This window comes from Ruegeria sp. CDSB029 (genome assembly GCF_059611125.1).
Map to the genome: position 1 here is coordinate 1 of NZ_JBXWOX010000015.1, position 19,048 is coordinate 19,048.

At 56.9% G+C, this 19,048-nt stretch carries 25 protein-coding genes and 1 tRNA gene; 12 read left to right on the plus strand and 14 right to left on the minus strand.

The window, feature by feature from the left end; genetic code table 11:
• A partial coding sequence (locus tag AC2FI8_RS16675) for an integrase core domain-containing protein (protein WP_496780323.1) occupies positions 1–157 on the plus strand: 157 nt, incomplete at its 5' end.
• A 235-nt stretch (positions 158–392) separates the two neighbouring features.
• Entirely contained in the window at positions 393–980 is a 588-nt protein-coding gene (locus AC2FI8_RS16680; protein WP_496780224.1) for a hypothetical protein, read from the plus strand.
• A gap of 246 nt (positions 981–1,226) precedes the next feature.
• On the opposite strand, the gene AC2FI8_RS16685 is transcribed toward AC2FI8_RS16680, so the two are convergent.
• A tRNA-Thr gene (locus tag AC2FI8_RS16685) sits at positions 1,227–1,302 on the minus strand.
• A gap of 184 nt (positions 1,303–1,486) precedes the next feature.
• Here AC2FI8_RS16685 and AC2FI8_RS16690 point away from each other — a divergent pair.
• A complete protein-coding gene (locus AC2FI8_RS16690; protein ID WP_496780226.1) occupies positions 1,487–2,362 on the plus strand; it encodes a hypothetical protein in 876 nt (291 codons plus the stop codon).
• A 13-nt stretch (positions 2,363–2,375) separates the two neighbouring features.
• Here AC2FI8_RS16690 and AC2FI8_RS16695 read toward each other — a convergent pair whose 3' ends face one another.
• Positions 2,376–2,642 carry a DUF2312 domain-containing protein gene (locus AC2FI8_RS16695; RefSeq protein WP_058272185.1) on the minus strand — a complete coding sequence of 89 codons (267 nt, stop codon included), beginning with the start codon at positions 2,640–2,642 and terminating at the stop codon, positions 2,376–2,378.
• Between the two features lie 160 nt (positions 2,643–2,802).
• Between AC2FI8_RS16695 and AC2FI8_RS16700 the strand changes: the two genes are divergently transcribed.
• A complete protein-coding gene (locus AC2FI8_RS16700; RefSeq protein WP_058272186.1) occupies positions 2,803–3,021 on the plus strand; it encodes a hypothetical protein in 219 nt (72 codons plus the stop codon).
• Positions 3,022–3,030: 9 nt separating this feature from the next.
• Here AC2FI8_RS16700 and AC2FI8_RS16705 read toward each other — a convergent pair whose 3' ends face one another.
• Positions 3,031–3,246, minus strand: a complete 216-nt coding sequence (locus AC2FI8_RS16705) for a hypothetical protein (protein ID WP_496726068.1) — start codon at positions 3,244–3,246, stop codon at positions 3,031–3,033.
• A 245-nt stretch (positions 3,247–3,491) separates the two neighbouring features.
• Between AC2FI8_RS16705 and AC2FI8_RS16710 the strand changes: the two genes are divergently transcribed.
• Genes AC2FI8_RS16710 through AC2FI8_RS16725 form a run of 4 tightly spaced genes read left to right on the plus strand, consistent with a single transcriptional unit; the run spans position 3,492 to position 5,682 of the window.
• The gene (locus tag AC2FI8_RS16710) at positions 3,492–4,355 is read left to right on the plus strand and encodes an MBL fold metallo-hydrolase (protein ID WP_496780228.1); all 864 of its coding nucleotides are present in this window, start codon (positions 3,492–3,494) and stop codon (positions 4,353–4,355) included.
• Positions 4,356–4,387: 32 nt separating this feature from the next.
• A complete protein-coding gene (locus tag AC2FI8_RS16715; protein ID WP_496768240.1) occupies positions 4,388–4,810 on the plus strand; it encodes a YeeE/YedE family protein in 423 nt (140 codons plus the stop codon).
• The gene (locus tag AC2FI8_RS16720) at positions 4,810–5,241 is read left to right on the plus strand and encodes a DUF6691 family protein (protein WP_496768238.1); all 432 of its coding nucleotides are present in this window, start codon (positions 4,810–4,812) and stop codon (positions 5,239–5,241) included. The genes AC2FI8_RS16715 and AC2FI8_RS16720 overlap by 1 nt, the downstream gene beginning before the upstream one ends.
• Before the next feature lie 9 nt (positions 5,242–5,250).
• Positions 5,251–5,682 (plus strand): protein tyrosine phosphatase family protein, encoded by a 432-nt coding sequence (locus AC2FI8_RS16725; protein WP_108861797.1) that lies wholly within the window; start codon positions 5,251–5,253, stop codon positions 5,680–5,682.
• An 18-nt stretch (positions 5,683–5,700) separates the two neighbouring features.
• Here AC2FI8_RS16725 and AC2FI8_RS16730 read toward each other — a convergent pair whose 3' ends face one another.
• The 5 genes from AC2FI8_RS16730 to AC2FI8_RS16750 all read right to left on the minus strand — a co-directional run bounded on the left by AC2FI8_RS16730 (position 5,701) and on the right by AC2FI8_RS16750 (position 11,614).
• Entirely contained in the window at positions 5,701–6,807 is a 1,107-nt protein-coding gene (locus AC2FI8_RS16730; protein WP_496780230.1) for a FliM/FliN family flagellar motor C-terminal domain-containing protein, read from the minus strand.
• A gap of 77 nt (positions 6,808–6,884) precedes the next feature.
• Positions 6,885–9,563, minus strand: a complete 2,679-nt coding sequence (locus AC2FI8_RS16735) for an ATP-binding protein (protein ID WP_496780232.1) — start codon at positions 9,561–9,563, stop codon at positions 6,885–6,887.
• Positions 9,563–9,865, minus strand: a complete 303-nt coding sequence (locus AC2FI8_RS16740; protein WP_496780233.1) for a hypothetical protein — start codon at positions 9,863–9,865, stop codon at positions 9,563–9,565. The genes AC2FI8_RS16735 and AC2FI8_RS16740 overlap by 1 nt, the downstream gene beginning before the upstream one ends.
• Complete coding sequence (locus tag AC2FI8_RS16745) at positions 9,862–10,242, minus strand: response regulator transcription factor (RefSeq protein ID WP_113788253.1); 381 nt, start codon at positions 10,240–10,242, stop codon at positions 9,862–9,864. The genes AC2FI8_RS16740 and AC2FI8_RS16745 overlap by 4 nt, the downstream gene beginning before the upstream one ends.
• A gap of 76 nt (positions 10,243–10,318) precedes the next feature.
• Positions 10,319–11,614 (minus strand): helix-turn-helix domain-containing protein, encoded by a 1,296-nt coding sequence (locus tag AC2FI8_RS16750; protein WP_496775045.1) that lies wholly within the window; start codon positions 11,612–11,614, stop codon positions 10,319–10,321.
• Between the two features lie 204 nt (positions 11,615–11,818).
• Here AC2FI8_RS16750 and AC2FI8_RS16755 point away from each other — a divergent pair, with 204 nt between their 5' ends.
• The 4 genes from AC2FI8_RS16755 to aat all read left to right on the plus strand — a co-directional run bounded on the left by AC2FI8_RS16755 (position 11,819) and on the right by aat (position 15,037).
• Positions 11,819–12,355 (plus strand): LuxR C-terminal-related transcriptional regulator, encoded by a 537-nt coding sequence (locus AC2FI8_RS16755; protein ID WP_058272193.1) that lies wholly within the window; start codon positions 11,819–11,821, stop codon positions 12,353–12,355.
• Positions 12,356–12,505: 150 nt separating this feature from the next.
• The gene (gene accB, locus AC2FI8_RS16760; RefSeq protein WP_058272194.1) at positions 12,506–12,997 is read left to right on the plus strand and encodes an acetyl-CoA carboxylase biotin carboxyl carrier protein; all 492 of its coding nucleotides are present in this window, start codon (positions 12,506–12,508) and stop codon (positions 12,995–12,997) included.
• Between the two features lie 9 nt (positions 12,998–13,006).
• The gene (gene accC, locus AC2FI8_RS16765) at positions 13,007–14,356 is read left to right on the plus strand and encodes an acetyl-CoA carboxylase biotin carboxylase subunit (protein WP_496780235.1); all 1,350 of its coding nucleotides are present in this window, start codon (positions 13,007–13,009) and stop codon (positions 14,354–14,356) included.
• 48 nt (positions 14,357–14,404) lie between these two features.
• Positions 14,405–15,037, plus strand: coding sequence for a leucyl/phenylalanyl-tRNA--protein transferase (gene aat / locus AC2FI8_RS16770; protein WP_496736835.1), 633 nt, complete (start codon positions 14,405–14,407; stop codon positions 15,035–15,037).
• Here the strand turns inward: aat and AC2FI8_RS16775 are convergent.
• The 6 genes from AC2FI8_RS16775 to AC2FI8_RS16800 form a co-directional block, all read right to left on the minus strand.
• Complete coding sequence (locus AC2FI8_RS16775) at positions 14,992–15,360, minus strand: DUF2155 domain-containing protein (protein WP_496736833.1); 369 nt, start codon at positions 15,358–15,360, stop codon at positions 14,992–14,994. The genes aat and AC2FI8_RS16775 overlap by 46 nt on opposite strands.
• Complete coding sequence (gene mlaD / locus AC2FI8_RS16780; protein WP_058272198.1) at positions 15,357–15,809, minus strand: outer membrane lipid asymmetry maintenance protein MlaD; 453 nt, start codon at positions 15,807–15,809, stop codon at positions 15,357–15,359. The genes AC2FI8_RS16775 and mlaD overlap by 4 nt, the downstream gene beginning before the upstream one ends.
• Before the next feature lie 13 nt (positions 15,810–15,822).
• Positions 15,823–16,206, minus strand: a complete 384-nt coding sequence (locus AC2FI8_RS16785) for an NADH:ubiquinone oxidoreductase subunit NDUFA12 (RefSeq protein ID WP_058272199.1) — start codon at positions 16,204–16,206, stop codon at positions 15,823–15,825.
• A 79-nt stretch (positions 16,207–16,285) separates the two neighbouring features.
• A complete protein-coding gene (locus AC2FI8_RS16790; protein ID WP_496736832.1) occupies positions 16,286–16,660 on the minus strand; it encodes a RidA family protein in 375 nt (124 codons plus the stop codon).
• 63 nt (positions 16,661–16,723) lie between these two features.
• The gene (gene clpX, locus AC2FI8_RS16795) at positions 16,724–17,989 is read right to left on the minus strand and encodes an ATP-dependent Clp protease ATP-binding subunit ClpX (protein WP_058272201.1); all 1,266 of its coding nucleotides are present in this window, start codon (positions 17,987–17,989) and stop codon (positions 16,724–16,726) included.
• Between the two features lie 134 nt (positions 17,990–18,123).
• Complete coding sequence (locus tag AC2FI8_RS16800; RefSeq protein ID WP_108861785.1) at positions 18,124–18,756, minus strand: ATP-dependent Clp protease proteolytic subunit; 633 nt, start codon at positions 18,754–18,756, stop codon at positions 18,124–18,126.
• Positions 18,757–19,048 lie beyond the last annotated feature (292 nt).

Sequence of the window (19,048 nt, forward strand, 5' to 3'; positions counted from 1 at the left end):
CAACGGAGAGATCTTCTACAGCCTGCGCGAAGCTCAAATTCTGATCGAAAAATGGAGGAGACACTACAACACAAAACGCCCCCACAGTGCACTGGGCTATCGCCCGCCAGCGCCCGAAACCATCATCCCGATGGATCACAGACCGATCATGCACTAACAATCAACTTGGACCAGTCAGATGAGGCTGCTCAAAGGACTTTAGTCCTGCGAGAGGTAACCAAAACACTTTCCTAGCCCCTAAACCTTGGTCAAAATTCTAAAGCACTTGAATGTTTGGCGAAAGACGCAAGTTTTGGCAGGCATAAACATAGTGTTGGCGACAAATCACTAGCACTGACATGAAGTACGGTCTACTTCGCGGTCGCATTCACATATTAAGTGACGAGACAACGATGAAACGGATAATTGGCGCAGCGGCATTGGCACTGTCTGGTTTGACGACAGCCGTAAATGCTGAAATCGGAACTTTCAATTGCAAGGTGCTGCACAACTCGTGGTCTGGCATGAAGAACGGGGCGGTGAGCTATACCAACATCACATCGGACTCTCCTAAGGTAGGAAGCACTCTGGCACTTACTTATGAGTTTTCTGAGCGCCCGCATATAGGCGTCGGAGTGTCTTTGTCTGATCACTTTGAAGACCAAAGCCACTTTATTGCGTCAGTTAGTGGCAATTTCTCAGTTAACGTAAACGAGCTGATGGAACATTGGAAATGGATAGGTTCGACTGACTTCAGCGACCCTCAAATTGTTTTAACGGATAAATCTATTGCCGTGAGCCGCTTCTTAGGAACCCTGTTTTTAAAGCAATACGACGAAGAACGTTGGGAAGGAATAGTGACTACCATTCAGGGACGCAGCAAAGGGGCTGGCGGTGTGCGAGTCACAATGCTCGACTGTTTCCACAAGGATAATCAACTTCAAGCCCTACACGAACACTTGGAAACTCTTGTCGTTGAAAGCAACCTTACTGACGATTGAAAATCTCTGCAAAGGATGCGACAGCATCTTGATGCTTTTGGCAAGTTGCGGCTTTGGTAAGTCATTTCAATTTCGGCGGCCTGCGTCTGGCCATTTTAGGCGCGACTTCTGGATTATTGCTTGCCGAGCGAATCTTGTGGAATGAATTAAGTCGCGGCGACTGACATCAGACTGACACGCCATATGTCGCGCTGAACAACGCCAGACACTTCTCCAGCATTTTACCCTTATTATTAATAGCTTGAATGGTGCCCCCACACGGACTCGAACCGCGGACCTACTGATTACAAATCAGTTGCTCTACCATCTGAGCTATAGGGGCGCTGGGTGTCGATTACTTTCTCTTTTGACGGACTGCAAGCCTCAATTTTCATCCAAACTTAGGGATTTTGAATTTTCCTTGTGACGTGACCGATCACCTTTAGGTGGGGGGCAATATTTGACTGTCCCCAGCACAGCCTGTAACTCGACAGGCAGGTTCAGGAATGCAAGGACAAGAACCAATCATGCAGGTTGCTATCCACGCAGGCGCAGCTTTTACCGATGAAGGGCGGCTGCTCAGATCGTTGCAAACCAATGGAGCCGCTCTGGCCCAAAATAGAGTTTCTTATTTTGGCCCTCGTCGTTACCGGCAAGTATTCAAACCGGCATTCCAAGCACTAAATACACGACCGCCGTTGCCAGATGAGATTGAACGCATCCGGAGCAATCTGCCGATCCAACCAGAGGTAGCGCGAGCCATTTTTTCCAGTGAGGGTTTCATTGGTGAGAAAGATTCGGTGCTCGCGGACGGGCAATTCTATCCCTTCGCGGGCAAACGAGTGTCTGTTCTGGAAGAGGCCTTTAGCGATTGTCAGTTAGAATTGTTTCTGGCGCTCAGGAACCCCGGCAGTTTTATCCCGAAATACCTGATGTCTTTAGCGGAACAGGCGCGCGAGGACGTGATCCGCAACAATGATCTTAGTCACCTCAGCTGGGTTGAGATGATCGAAGATGTTCGCGACTTTGCCCCCGCAGTGCAGATCACCCTGTGGTGCAATGAGGACATCCCGCTGCTGTGGGGGGACGTTGTGCGCAGCGTCGGCGGGCTTGCTGCGGACGCCACGATCAAAGATGAGTATGACCTGCTGATCTCACTGCTGACCGAAGAAGGTCAGTCACAAGCGCAGGCGATTCTGGACCAGGTTTCGACGCTTTCACAGGCTGAGACCCGTGACGTTCTTGCAGACATTCTGGCAAACCATGCTCAGCCGGACAAAATGGAAGAAGAACTGGACCTGCCCGGCTGGAGCGACGAGATCATCGACGCATTTTCCGAACTGTACGAGCAGGATCTGACCAGGTTGGAAACGATGGCCGGGGTAAAGGTCCTGAAACCCTAACCCCAGGCGCGGCTCACATGCCCAACGCTTCCTTATACATTTCAAGAACCGCCTCTTCTTCGGCGATATCGTCCTTGTCGCGTTTGCGCAGCGCGATGACCTTGCGCATCACCTTTGTGTCGTAACCGCGGGCTTTGGCTTCGGCCATGACCTCTTTCTGCTGCTCCGCCAGATCCTTTTTCTCGGCATCCAGGCGTTCGATCCGTTCCACGAACTGACGCAGCTCGCCCGCTGTCACACGGTAGTTGGCGGCGGCCTGATCTTCGGTCACGTCTTCCATATTTATCTCTCCAAAAGGCTGCGATCTGATGCATTAGCAACGGCAGTTAGCCGGATACATTGCCGCCGCGTGAGCTGCAAGCATCCAATCCTCGATGGGCTTGTGCGCGGTCAGTCGATCCGCTAAGCGCAACCAGGATTTGCGGAAAATGTGGGGAACCATGTTCGAAATCATCACCTGGGGCGGTGCCGCCCTGTCACTTGCAGGCCTGCTGGGTCTGGTTTGGTGTATCCTGCGTGTGATGAAAGCGCGCAAATCCGGCCTGTCGGACGATGAATTGCGCGCCGCCGTTCAAAGCGTCCTGCCGTGGAATCTGGCGTCGCTTTTTCTTTCGGTGATTGGCCTGATGCTGGTGATCTTGGGAATCTCGTTCAGCTGACACTTCGCCTCAGACCGGCATATTGTCGAACTGCGCCTCGATGACATCTTCGCACAAAGCCGCATCCAGGTGTCGCAGGCGCGATGGCACGTGCATGCCTTCCTGACGCATCCGATCAATCACTTTGGTTACACTGGGCTGAAGCGCAAGCCGGGTCTCAAAACAGGCATTCTGCAGCTTTTGCTCCAGGTGTTCGGCTTCGGAATACAAACTTTTTGCAGACATTTTATTCCTCCCAATTTCCTTCACTGTCGCCGATATAGGTAACGGTTTTAAGACCTGGTTATCCTGGCGAACAAACGCGCGGAAAACTGCCTGTCGCCCACCCGGTATCGGCAACCTAAGGCAGAATGATTAAATTCTAATCGGAATTGGATTAACTTGCCTTGACACGCATCAAATCAAAGATTGCCGGTTGCATCATATTCTGAAAAACATATATGATGAGTTGCGCGCTGACGGAGAGCCAAATGACACCAATTGTGAAAGCGTTTTTCGACCCTGACACCAATACGGTCTCGTACCTCGTACAAGAACCCGAGGGGACGGCCTGCGCAATCATCGACAGCGTTCTGGACTTCGATCACGCCTCAGGCCGAACAAAGACCGACTCGGCGGATCAGATTGTCGCTTATGTTCGCGACAATGAGCTAAGGGTCGAGTGGATTCTGGAAAGCCATGTGCATGCCGACCACCTTTCAGCGGCACCCTATTTGCAGCAGGAACTGGGCGGAAAAATCGGCATCGGTGAACAGATCGTGACGATCCAGGAAACTTTCGGGAAAATCTTCAACGAAGGGACCGAGTTTCAGCGCGACGGCAGTCAGTTTGATGCTTTGTTCCGCGATGGCGACAGCTTCCATGTTGGGCAGATGCGTGGCGATGTTTTCCACACGCCCGGCCATACGCCCGCCTGCATGACATATGTGATCGGAGACGCGGCTTTTGTCGGTGACACGCTGTTCATGCCGGATTTCGGCACCGCGCGGTGCGATTTTCCCGGCGGGTCTTCGGAAATGCTGTTCGAGTCGATCCAGAAGATCCTGGCACTACCGGATGAGACACGAATCTTTGTCGGCCATGACTACAAAGCTCCGGGGCGTGATGAATTTGCCTGGGAGACAACAGTCGGAGAGCAAAAAGCCCTGAACGTCCATATCGGCCAAGGCAAATCAATCGAGGAATTTGTCGAGATGCGCGATGCCCGCGACGCAACCCTGCCCATGCCTCGCCTGATCCTGCCGTCTTTGCAGGTTAACATGCGGGCCGGGCAGATGCCGCCTGCGGATGAACAGGGCGACGTGTTCCTGAAGGTGCCGATCAACAAGTTGTGACGCAGACCCATCGGGCGAACTGAGGATAGCGAATGTACATTGAATGGATTTGGGGGCTTGCCGGTGGCTTGCTGATCGGGCTGGGCGCTGCAGTCTACCTTCTGGGCAATGGGCGCATCATGGGCGCCAGTGGGATTCTTGGCGGGCTGGTTGATGGCAGTGACCGCACGTTAGAACGCCTAAGCTTCATCGCAGGCGTCATCGCGACGCCGCTTATTTTGAGCCCCCTGCTCTCTTCTACGCCCATGACCCATCTGACCGACAATTTCACAGTGATCGTCATCGCCGGCCTTTTGGTTGGCGCAGGAACGCGCATTGCCAATGGATGCACCTCGGGGCACGGGGTATGCGGTATCTCTCGATTCTCTGTCAGGGGCATCATCGCGACGTTGATCTATATCGGCGCAGGTGGGGCAACAATTGCCCTGATGCGCCATGTATGGGGGCTGATTTGATGCGGGTTCTCATATCGATGCTGGCCGGATCTCTGTTTGGTGCCGGCCTTTTGATTTCGGGCATGACCGATACCACCAAGGTTCAGGGGTGGCTGGATGTGTTTGGAAACTGGGATCCCACTCTGGCATTTGTGATGGGCGGCGCGATCCTGCCGATGCTCATCGCCTGGAGAATGACTGCCCACCGCAGACCGCTGACCGGTGGTCAGTTTCCTAAGATGAGCCCGCCCGAGCTGGACCGCCGCCTGATTATCGGTTCCGTGATGTTTGGTATGGGCTGGGGCTTGTCCGGGCTGTGTCCCGGACCCGCTATCGCGTCCATCACCTATGGCGGCCTTGGCGGCGCTGTGTTTCTGGCTGCGATGATCACGGGAATGTTTGCGGCGCCCGGACTTGGTGCGCAACTGGACAGATCCGCAAACGCGGCCTAAGCAATTGCCATGGAGATTCGACCAATAACCCCCCGCTATGCCGTCTCGCCCCAAATCACGGTCGAGGACGTCCCAGCCATCGCCGCAGCAGGTTTCGTTAAGGTCATCTGCAACCGTCCGAATACGGAAGTTCCACCAACCATGCAGTCGGATGCAATCGGACAGGCTGTCCGGGCGGCCGGGATGGAATATGAGGTTCTGGAACTGACCCACCAGACCATGACGCCCGGCAATGTTGCCCTGCAACGAGAATTGGCTGAAAGCTGCTCTGGCCCCGTCTTAGCCTATTGCGCGTCGGGCACGCGCTGCTCGGTGGTTTGGGCTTTGGGTCAGTGCGACCACATGAGCGCGGACGAGATCCTCGAGGCCACAACCAAGGCAGGTTACATGCTGGACAACCTGCGCCCCGCGCTGGAGCATATGCGCGGTTCTGACGGCTAAGGACCTTTGGCGCTCAGGTCAGGTTGCATCGGGAACGTCGTCCAATCCCTTCAGACCTGCCAGTTGCGAAATCTCGGCCGCCATCTGATCCGGGCTACCAAAGCCCAGATCGCCCTCCAATTCGTTCAATGCCACTTCATCTATCGGTACGACCTCATGCGCGGGATCGATTGGCATCGGATCTTTCAGAGTGTCCGGAACTGGCGCGCTGCTTCGCGCTTCCAGAAACTCGGGCATTTCAGCTTGCTCCAGCGCCGCAGCCGAAGCACATTCGTTCAACCGTACTGCGCGCATTCCTCCGCATTGTCCCAAACGTCCAATTGCAGCCCGCGTTCGACCAATTGTCAGGATTTCCGCACGATCCAGCCGTGATCCGGTCAACGGAAGGACATCCCCAACTGACAGCCCGGACAGGGTTACCAATGGCACTGACATCCTACCGATCACCGTATTCAATTCGGCCCGGACAACCCCCGACGCTTGCTCAAGCTTCGGGCCGGCAGCAACTTGAATTTCATCATCGGCCCCCTGCTCTGACGGTGTATCGGGCAACAGGACTGTGATCTGCCCCTGTCGTAGCCCGCCGCCAAGTTCTACCGTCAGGTAAAACACGCGATATGCGTCTTCGACCATAGCCAGCGACAATGAACGCAGATCCGCCATCCGCGCCCGGAATTCATAACCGGCAAGACTGGATTGATCGGCGGCTGTATCGACCAGCGCGACGGCCCTGATCAAAGCGTCTTCGACCAGCGGCGCCACCATTGCCGCATCCGTATCTGTGTACTCCCGCGCTGTTGGCGGGCTCGGCATAACTTCACCAATTGTCTGCACTTGCACGATCGCTGACACGACCCCCATATCCGCGCAAATCGCAGCGGACATCCCGTCCGCGTTGCCTAGGCGCAACAGCATCCAGTCCGCATCAACCACCTCGGCCAGCGTGTCCTGAGCTTTGAGAGACTGTCTTGCACCGATCACCGATAACGGCAGCTGAAACCGATCCCCTGCCGTTCGCGCAAAGGCCAGTCGCAGGGCACGAAGAACGGAACGCGGCTTTTCACCTTGTTCCCCTTGTCCTGCCGAAAGTTTGCGCGCCAAAGCTGTGCTGACAGACTGCGTCATGCCCGATACCGATTTGAGTTTTTGAACCTGGTATCCGGTCTAACCTGAGGCGGGTTACCAATGTCTTTATGTTCGCATTATTGCGCAGCTTGCCGGTGCGCCAACGGAAGGCGGACGCGAAAGGCCGCGCCGCCCTGCCCGGGAAGATAACTGATCTCGCCGCCCAAACGCTGCATGATCTCGCGGCAGATCGCCAGCCCCAGACCAGCGCCACCCGCCTTGTCCCCACCGACACGGGCAAACTTTTCGAACACCATCGATTGCGCTTCGGGCGGGATACCACTGCCGTTATCGGTGAAATCAATGACGACCTGCCCCCCGACATCATGGGCCGAGATGGTCAGAACGGGTTCATCCGCGTCGCAGTATTTCTGCGCGTTCGAAATCAGATTGATAAAGACCTGCCCCAACCGATCAAGATCCGTGTTCAACGGAATACGCTCGGACGGTCGCGAGCGGCGAATCCTGAGTTTTGGATGCGACCCCGCCAATGCGCTGGAGACCGCCCGATCCAAGACCGAACTAAGGGTATCCCCACCCATATTCAGGCTCACACGACCGCTTTCCAGAACGCTCAGGTCCAGCAAATCATCCAGCAGGCGTGTCAGACGTAGCGCCTCATCATGGATAATCGCGGCATAGCGCGTTTGCTCTTCGGCACTCAGACCGTCCGTATCGCGCATGATCTCGGAAAAGGCTCGGATTGAGGTCATCGGCGTCCGAAGTTCATGGCTGACCTGACTAAGGAACCCGTCTTTTTGTTCCGAGATCTGTGTCAGCTTGGTATTCGCCTCCCGCAATTGGCGCGCGGTACGGCTGAGCTCGGCGGATTTGGCCTCAAGCTGGCTGGAATACTCCAACAGTTCCGCCGACTCGTCAGCCACCGCAAGCAAGTCCTCAACCGAAACGGACGATCCACCGACAATCTGCCCGATCATCGCATGGGCCGTGGCCGCGCCGACCGAGCCGCTGAGTTCACGTTCCAGTCTTTCCAAAAATCCCGGCGTGGGCTCCGGCAGGCTTGTCCGTCCACCCTGTGCTTCGGCCTCGTGCTGAAAGAACTCCTGCGCCGGGCCAGAGCCCAGAATGCGCTGTGTCATGATCATCAGGTCTTCGCTTTGCGCCACCGACCCGGTCCAGCCAGCAGGTGAGACCGAGTGGTCAAAAACATTGACGAACTGCGCGCCCTGCAGACGCTCCAACGGGCTTGGGAAACTCAGCAAGGACGCAGCGCAGAACGCAGCCGTGTTCAACGCCAATGACCACATGACCGAGTGGACCATGGGGTCCATTCCTTCGATCCCGAACAGGGCCCTCGGCCGCAACCAGCCCCACCCGAAGGGGCCGTTTTGCAGTACCGAGTCGGGCATTATCGCGCCCCCCATCCCCGGCAGTAACAAGGTGTAGATCCACAGCACGAATCCAACCGTCAGCCCAACGAGCGCTCCGGTGCGCGTGGCCCCGCGCCAGAACAACCCACCAACCAGCGCTGGCAGGATCTGGGAAATGCCCGCAAAGGCCACCAGCCCGATCGACGCCAGCGCCGCCCCACCGCCCGACAAGCGGTAATAATAGTAACCTAGCGCCATGATGACCGCGATGGACACGCGCCGCGCCATCAGCACCACGTTGCGCACGTCCCCCGAGACTGAACCCGCGCCCCCTTGCGTGCTTAGCCAGATCGGCATGACCAGATGGTTCGACACCATGGTCGACAGCGCCATTGCCGTCACGATGACCATGGACGTGGCCGAGGAAAACCCGCCGATAAACGACAGCATCGCCAGCCAGTCGTTCCCCTGCGACAAGGGCACCGTCAGCACAAACAGGTCAGGGTTCGAGCCTTCGGGCATCAAATCCAGCCCCACGACGGCGATGGGCACCACAAACAGGCTCATCAACAGCAGATATAACGGGAAAGCCCAGGCAGCGGTTCTGAGGTGCCCCTCATCCGCGTTCTCTACCACCATCACCTGAAACATCCGCGGTAAACAGATGAATGCGGCGGCCGAGAGGAAAATGAAGGTCGTCCAACGTCCGGCATCCACGTTCCATTGCCCGATTTCCGAGGCATCGATGCGATCCATCATCGGGCCAATCCCACCCGCAATGCCCCAAACCACGAAGACACCAACCGCAAGCAAGGCAAACAGTTTGACGACCGATTCCAACGCAATGGCGGTGACCACGCCGTGGTGACGCTCATTCGCATCCAGGTTTCGAGTACCAAACAGGATTGCAAACACCGCCAGGCCCGCAGCTACCCAAAACACACTGGAACCTTCTCGGTAGAGGCCCGAGGGATCGGCCTCGGCAAAGATGGAAAAAGATAGGGTAATGGATTGCAGCTGCAACGCGATGTAAGGCGTTCCACCCAAAACGGCCAGAATGGTCACGCAAATGGCCAGCGTGTTGGATTTTCCGTATCGCGACGAAATCAGGTCCGCGATGGAGGTTACCCGCTGGGTGCGGCCTACCCGCACGAGCTTGCGCAACCCCCACCACCAGCTGAGCATCACCAGCGTCGGCCCAAGGTAAATCGTGACGAACTCTAACCCGGACCGCGCAGCGTTTCCGACCGCGCCATAAAAGGTCCACGCCGTGCAATAGATCGACAGTGACAATGTATAGATCAGCGGAGACCGCAACCACGCCCCTCGGCCGGCGGCCGCCATCCGGTCAGCGACAAAAGCCACCCCGAACAACAGAACGACATAGCCGAGGCAAACCAGGATCAGAACGTTTAGTGTGGCCATCAATCCGACGCTGCCTCGGCATCGTCACTTGCAACCATTCGTCTGGCTGCAAATCCAAAGATCAGACTGATTGCTATCAGCAAAGCCCAGCACGTGAAGATATACAGAATTGCTGAAGACAGCGGCACACCATCTTCAGATGAGCCTTGGCTTGGCCACAGCAAGGGAATGGCAACAAGAGCGGCCCCCAGAATAGGCAATAAGCGCGCGGCATCCATCAACCTGCGGCGGCGATAGCTCTGACGCTCGAGAAATAGCGAAGGCCGGACCCCTTGGGGTTTGCGATCTTCGCCCGAGTTCATGACCGCGTTGCCTGCGCGTGCAGGTCTCGCACCGCTGTCAGCACTTCGGCGTTGGAAAACGGTTTGGTCATAAAGCGGCTGACCCCGGCATTTTCGGCCATTTCCCGGTCGCGCGATTGCCCGCGCGCGGTCAGCATCAAAACGGGCAAATGCTGCATGCCCTCAAGCTCGCGCAGGTTGCGCAAAATCTCCATCCCGCTTTTGCCGGGCAGCATAACGTCCAGTATGACCAGATCAGGATTTGCGCCCTGGATGACTTCTATCGCATCCGACCCTTCTGCGTGCGTTTCAACGTGCCATCCCTCGCGGGTCAGCAAAAATCGAATGGCCTCAGCGATGTTGGGCTCATCCTCAATTAACAGAACCTTGCGGCTCATATGTTCCATCCCTCCCCATGACAGGTTCTGTCCGTGAACCTGTCGGCGTCAGCTTAAGCCTTCTGTCAGGAAACTGTCAAAAACCTTCGCTCAAAATCGACGGCTCGCGGCGCGATGCGCAGGCGTCATTCGGACAGACCCGGCAGCTTGGGCCGACCCGGGTCACGGATTGCGCGCTCGGAGCCCCCTCTTCCACCGCTCGGACAAGCATGACTGAATGATAGGCGGGCGCATCGTCATATCCTGAAACCGCCTGCGGCCACGCGTAGGCATAGCAGTCGAACTCGGCCGCCGTTCGCCCCAATTGCACGACACGTTTGCGGATCGGAACCAATGGTCTGTTCAGCGCCTGAAAGATGGGCCAGAACGGACAGGCTTCGCCAAAGCGTGGCATGGCGAAACCCGGCACGGATTTACTGAACAGGATACTGCCGGACGCGTCACAGACCACCAGCCCGGTGGGCCGCCCTAGATATCCTTCGGGCAATGTAGCCAGCCGCCGCAGGACTGTCGGGATATCTACTGAAAACCGTGCCGCCAGAGCCAGCGGATCAGGCTCGGCCTCGGTCAGAGCCTTCTGCACGTCGTCCAGGGGCATGGCTCTGACATCTGCGGCGTAGGTATCCAGATATCCCTTGGTCACAGTCCGCGCTGCCGCCGATTCAATCGCGCTCAGGTCAATGTCCGCACCGCTTCCGCCTGCTTCGATCTGCGGGAAATGGTGGCTGTTGGCTTGAAAAAAAGCCTCAGCATCCTCCGAGGGCACACCGCGACGGTCGTCGGCCGCGTCAGAATCATCCAAATATGCCACCAGAGACTTGGAACTGTCAGCAAGCCTTTCAGCATCCTGGTGCAGGTTGCGGTGAAACCGATCGCGCCACTCGGGCTCGATTTCCTGCGTGTCGGCCAGAATCCCTGCCGTTGAACGAATGGCAGCGGCCGTTGACAGCACCTCGTGCATCGACGCGGCAAGATGTGGATCATGCGTCAGTCGGTCGGACAGGGTTTCAACCGTGCGCTCAAGTGAGACGACCCGGCGATGCATCTGCGCCAGAACTCCGGCCCACCCGGGAAACCGGCCTGCGAACTCTTCCAGCGCATCCACTTCGGCCTGTTGTCCAACCGCATCTGCAGCAGCCTCGCGCAGCGCCGAAATCAGCGTAGCCTCAATCCCTTGGGTGAGCAGCGAAGGCTCAACAGACAGCGCATTGGCGATATCCACCAGCAGCTTGCCCCCGATCCGGCGGCGATTGTGTTCGATCAAATTCAAGTAAGACGCCGAGATCCCAACTTGACGCGCAAGCTCGGCCTGCCGCAGACCTGAGATTTGGCGTCGCTCGCGAATGCGGCTACCCGTCAGCGTGTCGCGCATGTTCCATCACCCAATTCGATCCATTCTTTTCAAAACTCCCATTAAATTTCTATAGCTTAAAGGCCAATTTTCATAGTCCGTTTACAGCATTCACAACTGTGTTTACGGATAGCCCTTACCTTCCACCCCAGCAATCGGTGCCCAATCTGCCAAATCTGCATCCACCCTCTTCTAATTTTCCCGAATTCCTTGCACGATAGCCGGATGAGCGATCCAGCTTTCGAATATGCCCCTATCGGATTGGTCGAGTTGGAAAACCGCATCATCCGACGCTGCAATTTGCAATTCGCCCGCACCTTTGGCGGCGAAGAGGCAGAGTATCGCAATATGCCTCTGCTGCACCTCTACCCCTCGGTCGCGGATTGGGAGAGGATCGGACAGCGAGGCCTGAAAGCGATGCAGGACACAGGATATTACACAGACGAACGGGTCATGCGCCGACGCGACGGGGACTTGTTCTGGTGCCGTGCACGCGGACGATCCCTGACACCGGACGACCCGTTTCGCCATGGCATCTGGAGCTTTTCCGACATCTCCGAAGACCGCCCGCTGGTCGAACTGACAACCCGCGAACGCGAAGTTGCGATCATGTCCTGCCGAGGTCTGTCCGCCAAGGAAATCGGCGTCGAGCTGGGGCTGAGCTATCGCACAATCGAAGCTTACCGCGCCCGTTTGCTGGAGAAGTTCGGCGCACGCAAACTACCGGAACTTGTGGCAAAACTCTCAGGCATGCCCCTCTAATCCGTTTCCCCCTCGAAATATTGGGCAAAACCCCCATCTGACATGCCGAGACTGCGCTTTTCATGACCGTGCGCATAGCTTATAACGCTGCGTAATCAGACCAAAGCCCGCGAGAACAGACGGGCCAAAGGGGAACCGTCGAGGACACTCATGACAGATACCAAACACGAAGCGGATGTGGCATTCATCAAGGCACTGGCCGAACTGCTGCGCGAAAATGACCTGACCGAACTGGAAGTCATGCGCGAATATGGTGACGACGACAGTTTGAATGTCCGCGTCAGCCGTATGTCGCAGGTCGCGCCCGCCCCTGTTCAGATGGCCGTACCGGCAGCGGCGCCAGCACCCGTGGCAGCAGCCGCTGCACCTGTCGAAGCCCCAGCGGCACAGGAAGATCCGGCCAGCCACCCGGGCGCTGTCACCTCGCCCATGGTAGGAACCGTTTATATGCAGCCCGAACCGGGCGCACCTTCCTTCATCAGCGTCGGTGCATCGGTGTCCGAAGGCGATACTCTGCTGATCGTCGAAGCGATGAAAACCATGAACCACATTCACGCGCCCAAATCCGGAACCATCAAACGCATTCTGGTCGGTGACGGTGATGCGGTGGAATTCGGCACCCCTCTGGTCATCGTTGAGTAAGGCGGTCCCATGTTCGACAAGATCCTGATTGCCAACCGAGGCGAGATCGCCCTGCGGGTCATCCGCGCTGCCCGCGAGATGGGGATTAAGACGGTCGCCGTCCATTCCACCGCCGATAGCGACGCGATGCATGTGCGCATGGCGGACGAATCGGTCTGCATCGGCCCTCCGCCCAGCCCGCAAAGCTACTTGTCGGTGCCCGCGATCATCTCGGCTTGTGAAATCACTGGGGCACAAGCGATCCACCCCGGCTATGGCTTCCTGTCCGAGAATGCCGAATTCGTGCAGATCGTCGAAGATCACGGCATCACCTTTATCGGCCCCACCGCCGAGCACATCCGTGTCATGGGCGACAAGATCACCGCCAAGGACACGATGAAAGCACTGGGTGTGCCTTGCGTTCCAGGTTCCGACGGCGGCGTGCCCGATCTGGAGGCGGCCAAGAAAATCGGCGAGGAATTTGGTTATCCCGTCATCATCAAAGCCACCGCTGGCGGCGGCGGTCGCGGCATGAAAGTCGCGATGAGCGCGGATGAGATGGAAAGCGCATTTATGACCGCGCGCGCCGAGGGCAAAGCCGCCTTTGGCAATGACGAGGTCTATATCGAGAAATACCTGACCACTCCCCGCCATATTGAGATTCAGGTCTTTGGCGACGGCAAGGGCAAGGCTGTACATCTGGGCGAACGCGACTGCTCACTACAGCGCCGCCACCAGAAGGTGTTTGAAGAGGCACCCGGCCCCAGCATCACCCCGGAAGAGCGCGCCAAGATCGGTAAAATCTGCGCGGACGCCGTGGCCAAGATCAACTATATCGGCGCCGGAACCATCGAGTTCTTGTATGAGAACGGCGAGTTCTACTTCATCGAGATGAACACCCGCCTGCAGGTGGAACACCCGGTGACCGAAGGCATCTTTGGCGTCGATCTGGTGCGCGAACAAATTCTCGTCGCAGCTGGAGAAGCGATGTCGTTTGGTCAGGATGATCTTGTGATCAACGGCCACGCCATCGAGGTCCGGATCAATGCAGAAAAGCTGCCCAACTTCTCACCCTGCCCGGGCAGAATCTCGGCCTTTCATGCCCCCGGCGGTCTGGGTGTGCGGATGGATTCGGCGCTGTATGATGGGTATTCGATTCCACCCTATTACGACTCGCTGATTGCCAAGCTGATCGTACATGGCCGCGACCGGGCCGAGGCGCTGGCACGACTAGATCGCGCATTGGGCGAACTGATCGTGGACGGTATCGATACAACCGTGCCGCTGTTCCATGCATTGCTGCAAGAGCCGGAAATCCACAACGGTGATTACAACATTCATTGGCTGGAACACTGGCTTGCGGCGAATATGGCCCAATAATGTCACGGGACCAGAGGGCGCTTGCGCTCTGGTCCCCAAGTATCGCGCATGAGCCTGACCCCGGAACTATTGCTACACGGCTATTCCATCGGAATTTTCCCGATGGCCGAGCACCGCGATGACCCGGAACTGTTTTGGGTCGATCCCAAGTTTCGTGGCGTTTTTCCGCTAGATGGCTTTCATATCTCGCGCAGCCTTGCACGCCGCATTCGAAAGTCCGGTTATGCTATCAGCATCAACCGAGATTTTGCCGGAGTGGTCGACGGCTGCGCCGATCGGGCAGACACCTGGATCAATGCCGAGTTGCGCCGCCTTTATCAACAACTCCACCTCTCGGGTCGGGCCCATTCACTAGAGGTTTGGGAAGAAGATGTACTGGTCGGCGGCGTCTACGGCGTTTCGCTAGGTGCGGCGTTTTTCGGCGAAAGCATGTTTTCCCGCCGAAAGGATGCCTCGAAAATCGCGCTGGCCTATCTTGTGGACCGCCTGCGCCAAACCGGATTTCGGCTGTTTGATACGCAATTTCTGACCGCTCATCTGGCGTCTCTGGGGGCGATCGAAATTCCGCGCACGCAATATCGGAATACGCTTGAAGAGGCGATCAATGCCAGTGCGGATTTCGAGGCAGCAGTGCCTCAGTCACCGGACGCAGTGATACAGCGCATCACCCAGACGTCATAACGCGCATGGTCCAGCGCGTTCAGCGCGGGCGACGTGGCAATCATCCAGCCGTCAAACAGTTGATCTGTCCCGCCTTTTTCCCAGATCGTCAGGTAGGCAAACGCATCACCGGTCGGGTTGTCCGCTGGATAGCGGCAATCGCCCAAGGCCACATCCAACCCAAAAACCGGCAGTGTCTGACCATTCCGCATTTCAACATCGACGGTCTGACCGCTGACCTTGTCCAGACCACGCAGCATTGCGCCAGGACCGGATTGGGCTTTTTGCTGGGCCGTGGCCCCCGTCGCGACCAGCAACGCTACAATCAGGGCAAATCGCTTCATTCGCTTCCGTCCCCGGCCACAAACTTGACCAGCAGGGAAATCAGACTGACGGCACCTTGCGTATCTTCGACTTGATCGCCCGCTTCAAAGTAGAAAGGCGAACCACCCGGCATAACCTCGACAAAGTTGCCGCCCAACAGCCCTTCGGATGAGATGACAATCGCGCTGTCGTCCGGCACCAGAATTCCGTCAGAGATCGAGAAGGTGGTATCGGCGCGATAGGTTTCGGGATTCAGGTCTACACCGGTTACAGTGCCGATCTTGACACCAGCAAGGCGTACGTCAGTGCCGACGCCTACCCCTTCTAAGGAACGGAAAGAGGCGCCCAGTTCATAGCCGCCACTGCTTTGCGACAGGCCGGTGGATTGGCTGGCGTAAACGCCAAATGCGACGGCACAGGCTAAGACGACCCCACCGACCAGAACTTCGGTTGCATTATAACTCGACATTGCTCGCCTCGTGTTATTCCGGGCTCCAGGCCTCGTAGTCCTTACGCTCGACCGGGTCCGGGCGGCGCAAAGAACCTGCTGGTGCATAAGCCAAAGCAGAGCCTGTCAGATTTTCCTGATGCGGTTTTTCCCAGGATTTGTGTTTCAGCGGTTTGTCCGTCGGCGGCTCATCCCAGGTGCGGTGCAGCCAGCCATGCCAATCGGGGTCAACTCGGCTTGCCTCGGCCTCACCATTGAAAATAACCCAGCGTCTGCTGTCGTCGGCATTGTGATAGAACACGTTGCCTTCGTCGTCTTCACCGACCTTGATACCCTTACGCGATGTGTAAATCTGCGTGTTCAATGTGGATCCGTTCCACCAGGTCACGGCCCGCAAAAGACTGTTTAGGATTCCCATCAGCTGCCTCCGGCATTTCTGTACCCGCAGATATGGACCAAAGGCGGGCTAAGGTCCAGTGTCACAAAAACCGCACCCTCTATTGCGGCAGAGCCGCGGTCACTTCGATTTCGATGCGGTCCTCGGGTGTTATGAGATTGCATTCGATCACCGTCGCTGCCGGTGGGTTGTCACCAAAAGCTTCTACCAACAACGGCCAGCAAAGTTCGAACTCATTCATGTCCGGCAAATAGTAATTGACCCGAACTACGTCCGCAAAACCGACTCCAGCCTCGGCCAGCGCTTTTCCAATCGCCTCCAAGGACGACTTGCACTGCCCTACAATGTCCTCCGGCACGTTGTCACCTTGGGCGCAAGTCCCGGCGACAAAGACGAAACCATTTGCAACCACAGCACGACAATAGCCGATTTTGGCCTCGAATTCTCCGCCAGATGAAATGCGCCTGATTTTCATGCTTCCCTCCAAAAGAAAACGGCGCGGTCAATCCCGCGCCGTCTTGGTAATTCTTGTTGTGCCTTACCCTGCCGAAGCTGATTCCGCGGCATCCGCATAGATGATCAGTGGTTGCTTGTCAGACGACACCGCTTCTTCGTTCACCACCACTTCGGTTACGTTCTTCATGCCCGGAAGTTCGAACATGGTGTCCAGAAGGATATCCTCGAGGATCGAGCGCAGCCCGCGCGCGCCGGTTTTGCGTTCGATGGCCTTCTTGGCGATCGACTTCAGCGCATCATCAGTAAAGGCCAGCTCGGCGTCTTCTAATTCGAACAGGCGCTGGTACTGCTTGACCAGAGCGTTCTTGGGTTTGGTCAGGATTGTGACCAGTGCATCTTCGTCCAGATCCTCCAGCGTTGCCAGAACCGGCAGACGACCAACGAATTCCGGAATCAGGCCGAACCGCAGCAAATCCTCGGGCTCGAGATCCTTGAAAATCTCACCCACGCCACGTTCATCATTGTCCCGCACGTCGGCACCAAAGCCCATGGCCGAGCCTTTGCCGCGTTGCGCGATGATCTTATCCAGACCTGCAAAAGCACCACCGCAGATGAAAAGGATGTTCGTGGTATCCACTTGCAGGAATTCCTGCTGCGGATGTTTGCGCCCGCCCTGCGGCGGTACACTGGCCACGGTGCCTTCCATCAGCTTCAGCAGCGCCTGCTGTACACCCTCGCCCGACACGTCACGCGTGATGGACGGGTTTTCGGATTTGCGGGTGATCTTGTCGACCTCGTCGATATAGACGATGCCGCGCTGCGCGCGTTCGACATTGTATTCGCTGGACTGCAGCAGCTTGAGGATGATGTTTTCAACATCCTCACCCACATACCCGGCTTCGGTCAGTGTGGTTGCGTCTGCCATGGTGAACGGCACATCCAGAATGCGCGCCAGCGTCTGCGCCAGCAGCGTCTTACCGCAGCCGGTCGGACCGATCAGCAGAATGTTGGACTTGGCCAGCTCAATATCGCTGCCTGCCTTTTGCGCGTGGTTCAGACGCTTGTAGTGGTTGTGCACCGCCACCGACAGAACCCGTTTAGCGGTGGCCTGACCGATTACGTAATCGTCCAGCACCTCACAAATGTCTTTGGGTGTTGGAACGCCATCGCTGGATTTCAGGCCGCTGGCCTTCGTCTCTTCGCGGATGATGTCCATACACAGCTCGACGCATTCATCACAGATGAAGACGGTGGGGCCGGCAATCAGCTTGCGCACCTCATGCTGGCTCTTGCCGCAGAAGCTGCAGTAGAGCGTGTTTTTGCCGTCACCGCCTGAATTCGTCGCCATGTTCTACCTTTCGGGCTTCGTCCCTGCGGTCTGTGTGGAACCGCGCATGCCACATGTTGGTGCAGCTTAGGCCACCACCGGGGCGGCTACAATCTCAAAAATGGTCCCCACGCCCAAGACGTGGGGAGATATTCTTAGGCCTCGTCACCATCCATTTTGGCGCGATTTTCGACGATTTCGTCGATGTGACCCCAGTCTTTCGCCTCTTCCGGGCTCATGAAGTTGTCACGATCCAGCGCTTTTTCAACCGCCTTTTTGGTCTGGCCGGTATGACGCACGTATATGTCATAAAGGCGATCCTTCAGTTTTTGCGTCTCGGCCGCGTGAATCATGATGTCGCTGGCCTGGCCCTGATAGCCGCCACTGGGCTGGTGCACCATGATCCGGCTGTTGGGCAGCGAGAAACGCATTCCCTTCTCGCCCCCGGCCAGCAAAACCGACCCCATCGAGGCCGCCTGACCGATCACCAATGTGGAACATTTCGGCTTGATATACTGCATTGTATCGTAAATCGACAAACCGCTGGTGACGACGCCACCGGGAGAGTTGATGTAGATCGAGATTTCTTTGTTCGGATTTTCCGCCTCAAGATGCAGCAATTGCGCGACGATCAGGTGGCTCATCCCGTCGTGGATCGGGCCGTTGATGAAAATGATCCGCTCTTTCAGAAGGCGCGAGAAAATATCATACGCGCGTTCACCCCGGCTGGTCTGCTCGACGACCATGGGAACGAGCGTATTCATATAGGTGTCAACGGGATCGAACATGAGAACCTGCCTGTTTTGCTATGGATCGGGACATTACCCGAAGAAACGTTACCCGAGTCTTAGTGTCGCCACGGGGGGGCTGCAAGGGGGGCACAACAGATCGCGCTCCAACCGCCCACAATAGGGGGATAGTCTGATGTCGAACGCACAGAAACAGCAGCGGTCAAGGCCTGGTTTGACGCGCTTGTTTGTAAGTTCCCCTTTTCGCATCACGTCATTTTGATCCATGCATATGGAAATTCATGCGCAGAACGTGTAGCAATGCGAACCGCTTTAGCGAAACACTCACAAA

Bases quoted from the DNA above. Each gene is read 5' to 3' on its own strand.
- AC2FI8_RS16755 (WP_058272193.1), top strand. From the start codon at position 11,819: ATGAGCGATCCAGCTTTCGAATATGCCCCTATCGGATTGGTCGAGTTG.
- clpX (WP_058272201.1), bottom strand. From the start codon at position 17,989: ATGGCGACGAATTCAGGCGGTGACGGCAAAAACACGCTCTACTGCAGC.
- AC2FI8_RS16745 (WP_113788253.1), bottom strand. From the start codon at position 10,242: ATGAGCCGCAAGGTTCTGTTAATTGAGGATGAGCCCAACATCGCTGAG.
- mlaD (WP_058272198.1), bottom strand. From the start codon at position 15,809: ATGTCGAGTTATAATGCAACCGAAGTTCTGGTCGGTGGGGTCGTCTTA.
- aat (WP_496736835.1), top strand. From the start codon at position 14,405: ATGAGCCTGACCCCGGAACTATTGCTACACGGCTATTCCATCGGAATT.
- AC2FI8_RS16725 (WP_108861797.1), top strand. From the start codon at position 5,251: ATGGAGATTCGACCAATAACCCCCCGCTATGCCGTCTCGCCCCAAATC.
- accB (WP_058272194.1), top strand. From the start codon at position 12,506: ATGACAGATACCAAACACGAAGCGGATGTGGCATTCATCAAGGCACTG.
- AC2FI8_RS16800 (WP_108861785.1), bottom strand. From the start codon at position 18,756: ATGTTCGATCCCGTTGACACCTATATGAATACGCTCGTTCCCATGGTC.
- AC2FI8_RS16705 (WP_496726068.1), bottom strand. From the start codon at position 3,246: ATGTCTGCAAAAAGTTTGTATTCCGAAGCCGAACACCTGGAGCAAAAG.
- AC2FI8_RS16735 (WP_496780232.1), bottom strand. From the start codon at position 9,563: ATGGCCACACTAAACGTTCTGATCCTGGTTTGCCTCGGCTATGTCGTT.
- AC2FI8_RS16785 (WP_058272199.1), bottom strand. From the start codon at position 16,206: ATGGGAATCCTAAACAGTCTTTTGCGGGCCGTGACCTGGTGGAACGGA.
- AC2FI8_RS16750 (WP_496775045.1), bottom strand. From the start codon at position 11,614: ATGCGCGACACGCTGACGGGTAGCCGCATTCGCGAGCGACGCCAAATC.
- AC2FI8_RS16715 (WP_496768240.1), top strand. From the start codon at position 4,388: ATGTACATTGAATGGATTTGGGGGCTTGCCGGTGGCTTGCTGATCGGG.
- AC2FI8_RS16790 (WP_496736832.1), bottom strand. From the start codon at position 16,660: ATGAAAATCAGGCGCATTTCATCTGGCGGAGAATTCGAGGCCAAAATC.
- AC2FI8_RS16700 (WP_058272186.1), top strand. From the start codon at position 2,803: ATGTTCGAAATCATCACCTGGGGCGGTGCCGCCCTGTCACTTGCAGGC.
- AC2FI8_RS16680 (WP_496780224.1), top strand. From the start codon at position 393: ATGAAACGGATAATTGGCGCAGCGGCATTGGCACTGTCTGGTTTGACG.
- AC2FI8_RS16730 (WP_496780230.1), bottom strand. From the start codon at position 6,807: ATGACGCAGTCTGTCAGCACAGCTTTGGCGCGCAAACTTTCGGCAGGA.
- AC2FI8_RS16775 (WP_496736833.1), bottom strand. From the start codon at position 15,360: ATGAAGCGATTTGCCCTGATTGTAGCGTTGCTGGTCGCGACGGGGGCC.
- accC (WP_496780235.1), top strand. From the start codon at position 13,007: ATGTTCGACAAGATCCTGATTGCCAACCGAGGCGAGATCGCCCTGCGG.
- AC2FI8_RS16690 (WP_496780226.1), top strand. From the start codon at position 1,487: ATGCAGGTTGCTATCCACGCAGGCGCAGCTTTTACCGATGAAGGGCGG.
- AC2FI8_RS16710 (WP_496780228.1), top strand. From the start codon at position 3,492: ATGACACCAATTGTGAAAGCGTTTTTCGACCCTGACACCAATACGGTC.
- AC2FI8_RS16720 (WP_496768238.1), top strand. From the start codon at position 4,810: ATGCGGGTTCTCATATCGATGCTGGCCGGATCTCTGTTTGGTGCCGGC.
- AC2FI8_RS16740 (WP_496780233.1), bottom strand. From the start codon at position 9,865: ATGAACTCGGGCGAAGATCGCAAACCCCAAGGGGTCCGGCCTTCGCTA.
- AC2FI8_RS16695 (WP_058272185.1), bottom strand. From the start codon at position 2,642: ATGGAAGACGTGACCGAAGATCAGGCCGCCGCCAACTACCGTGTGACA.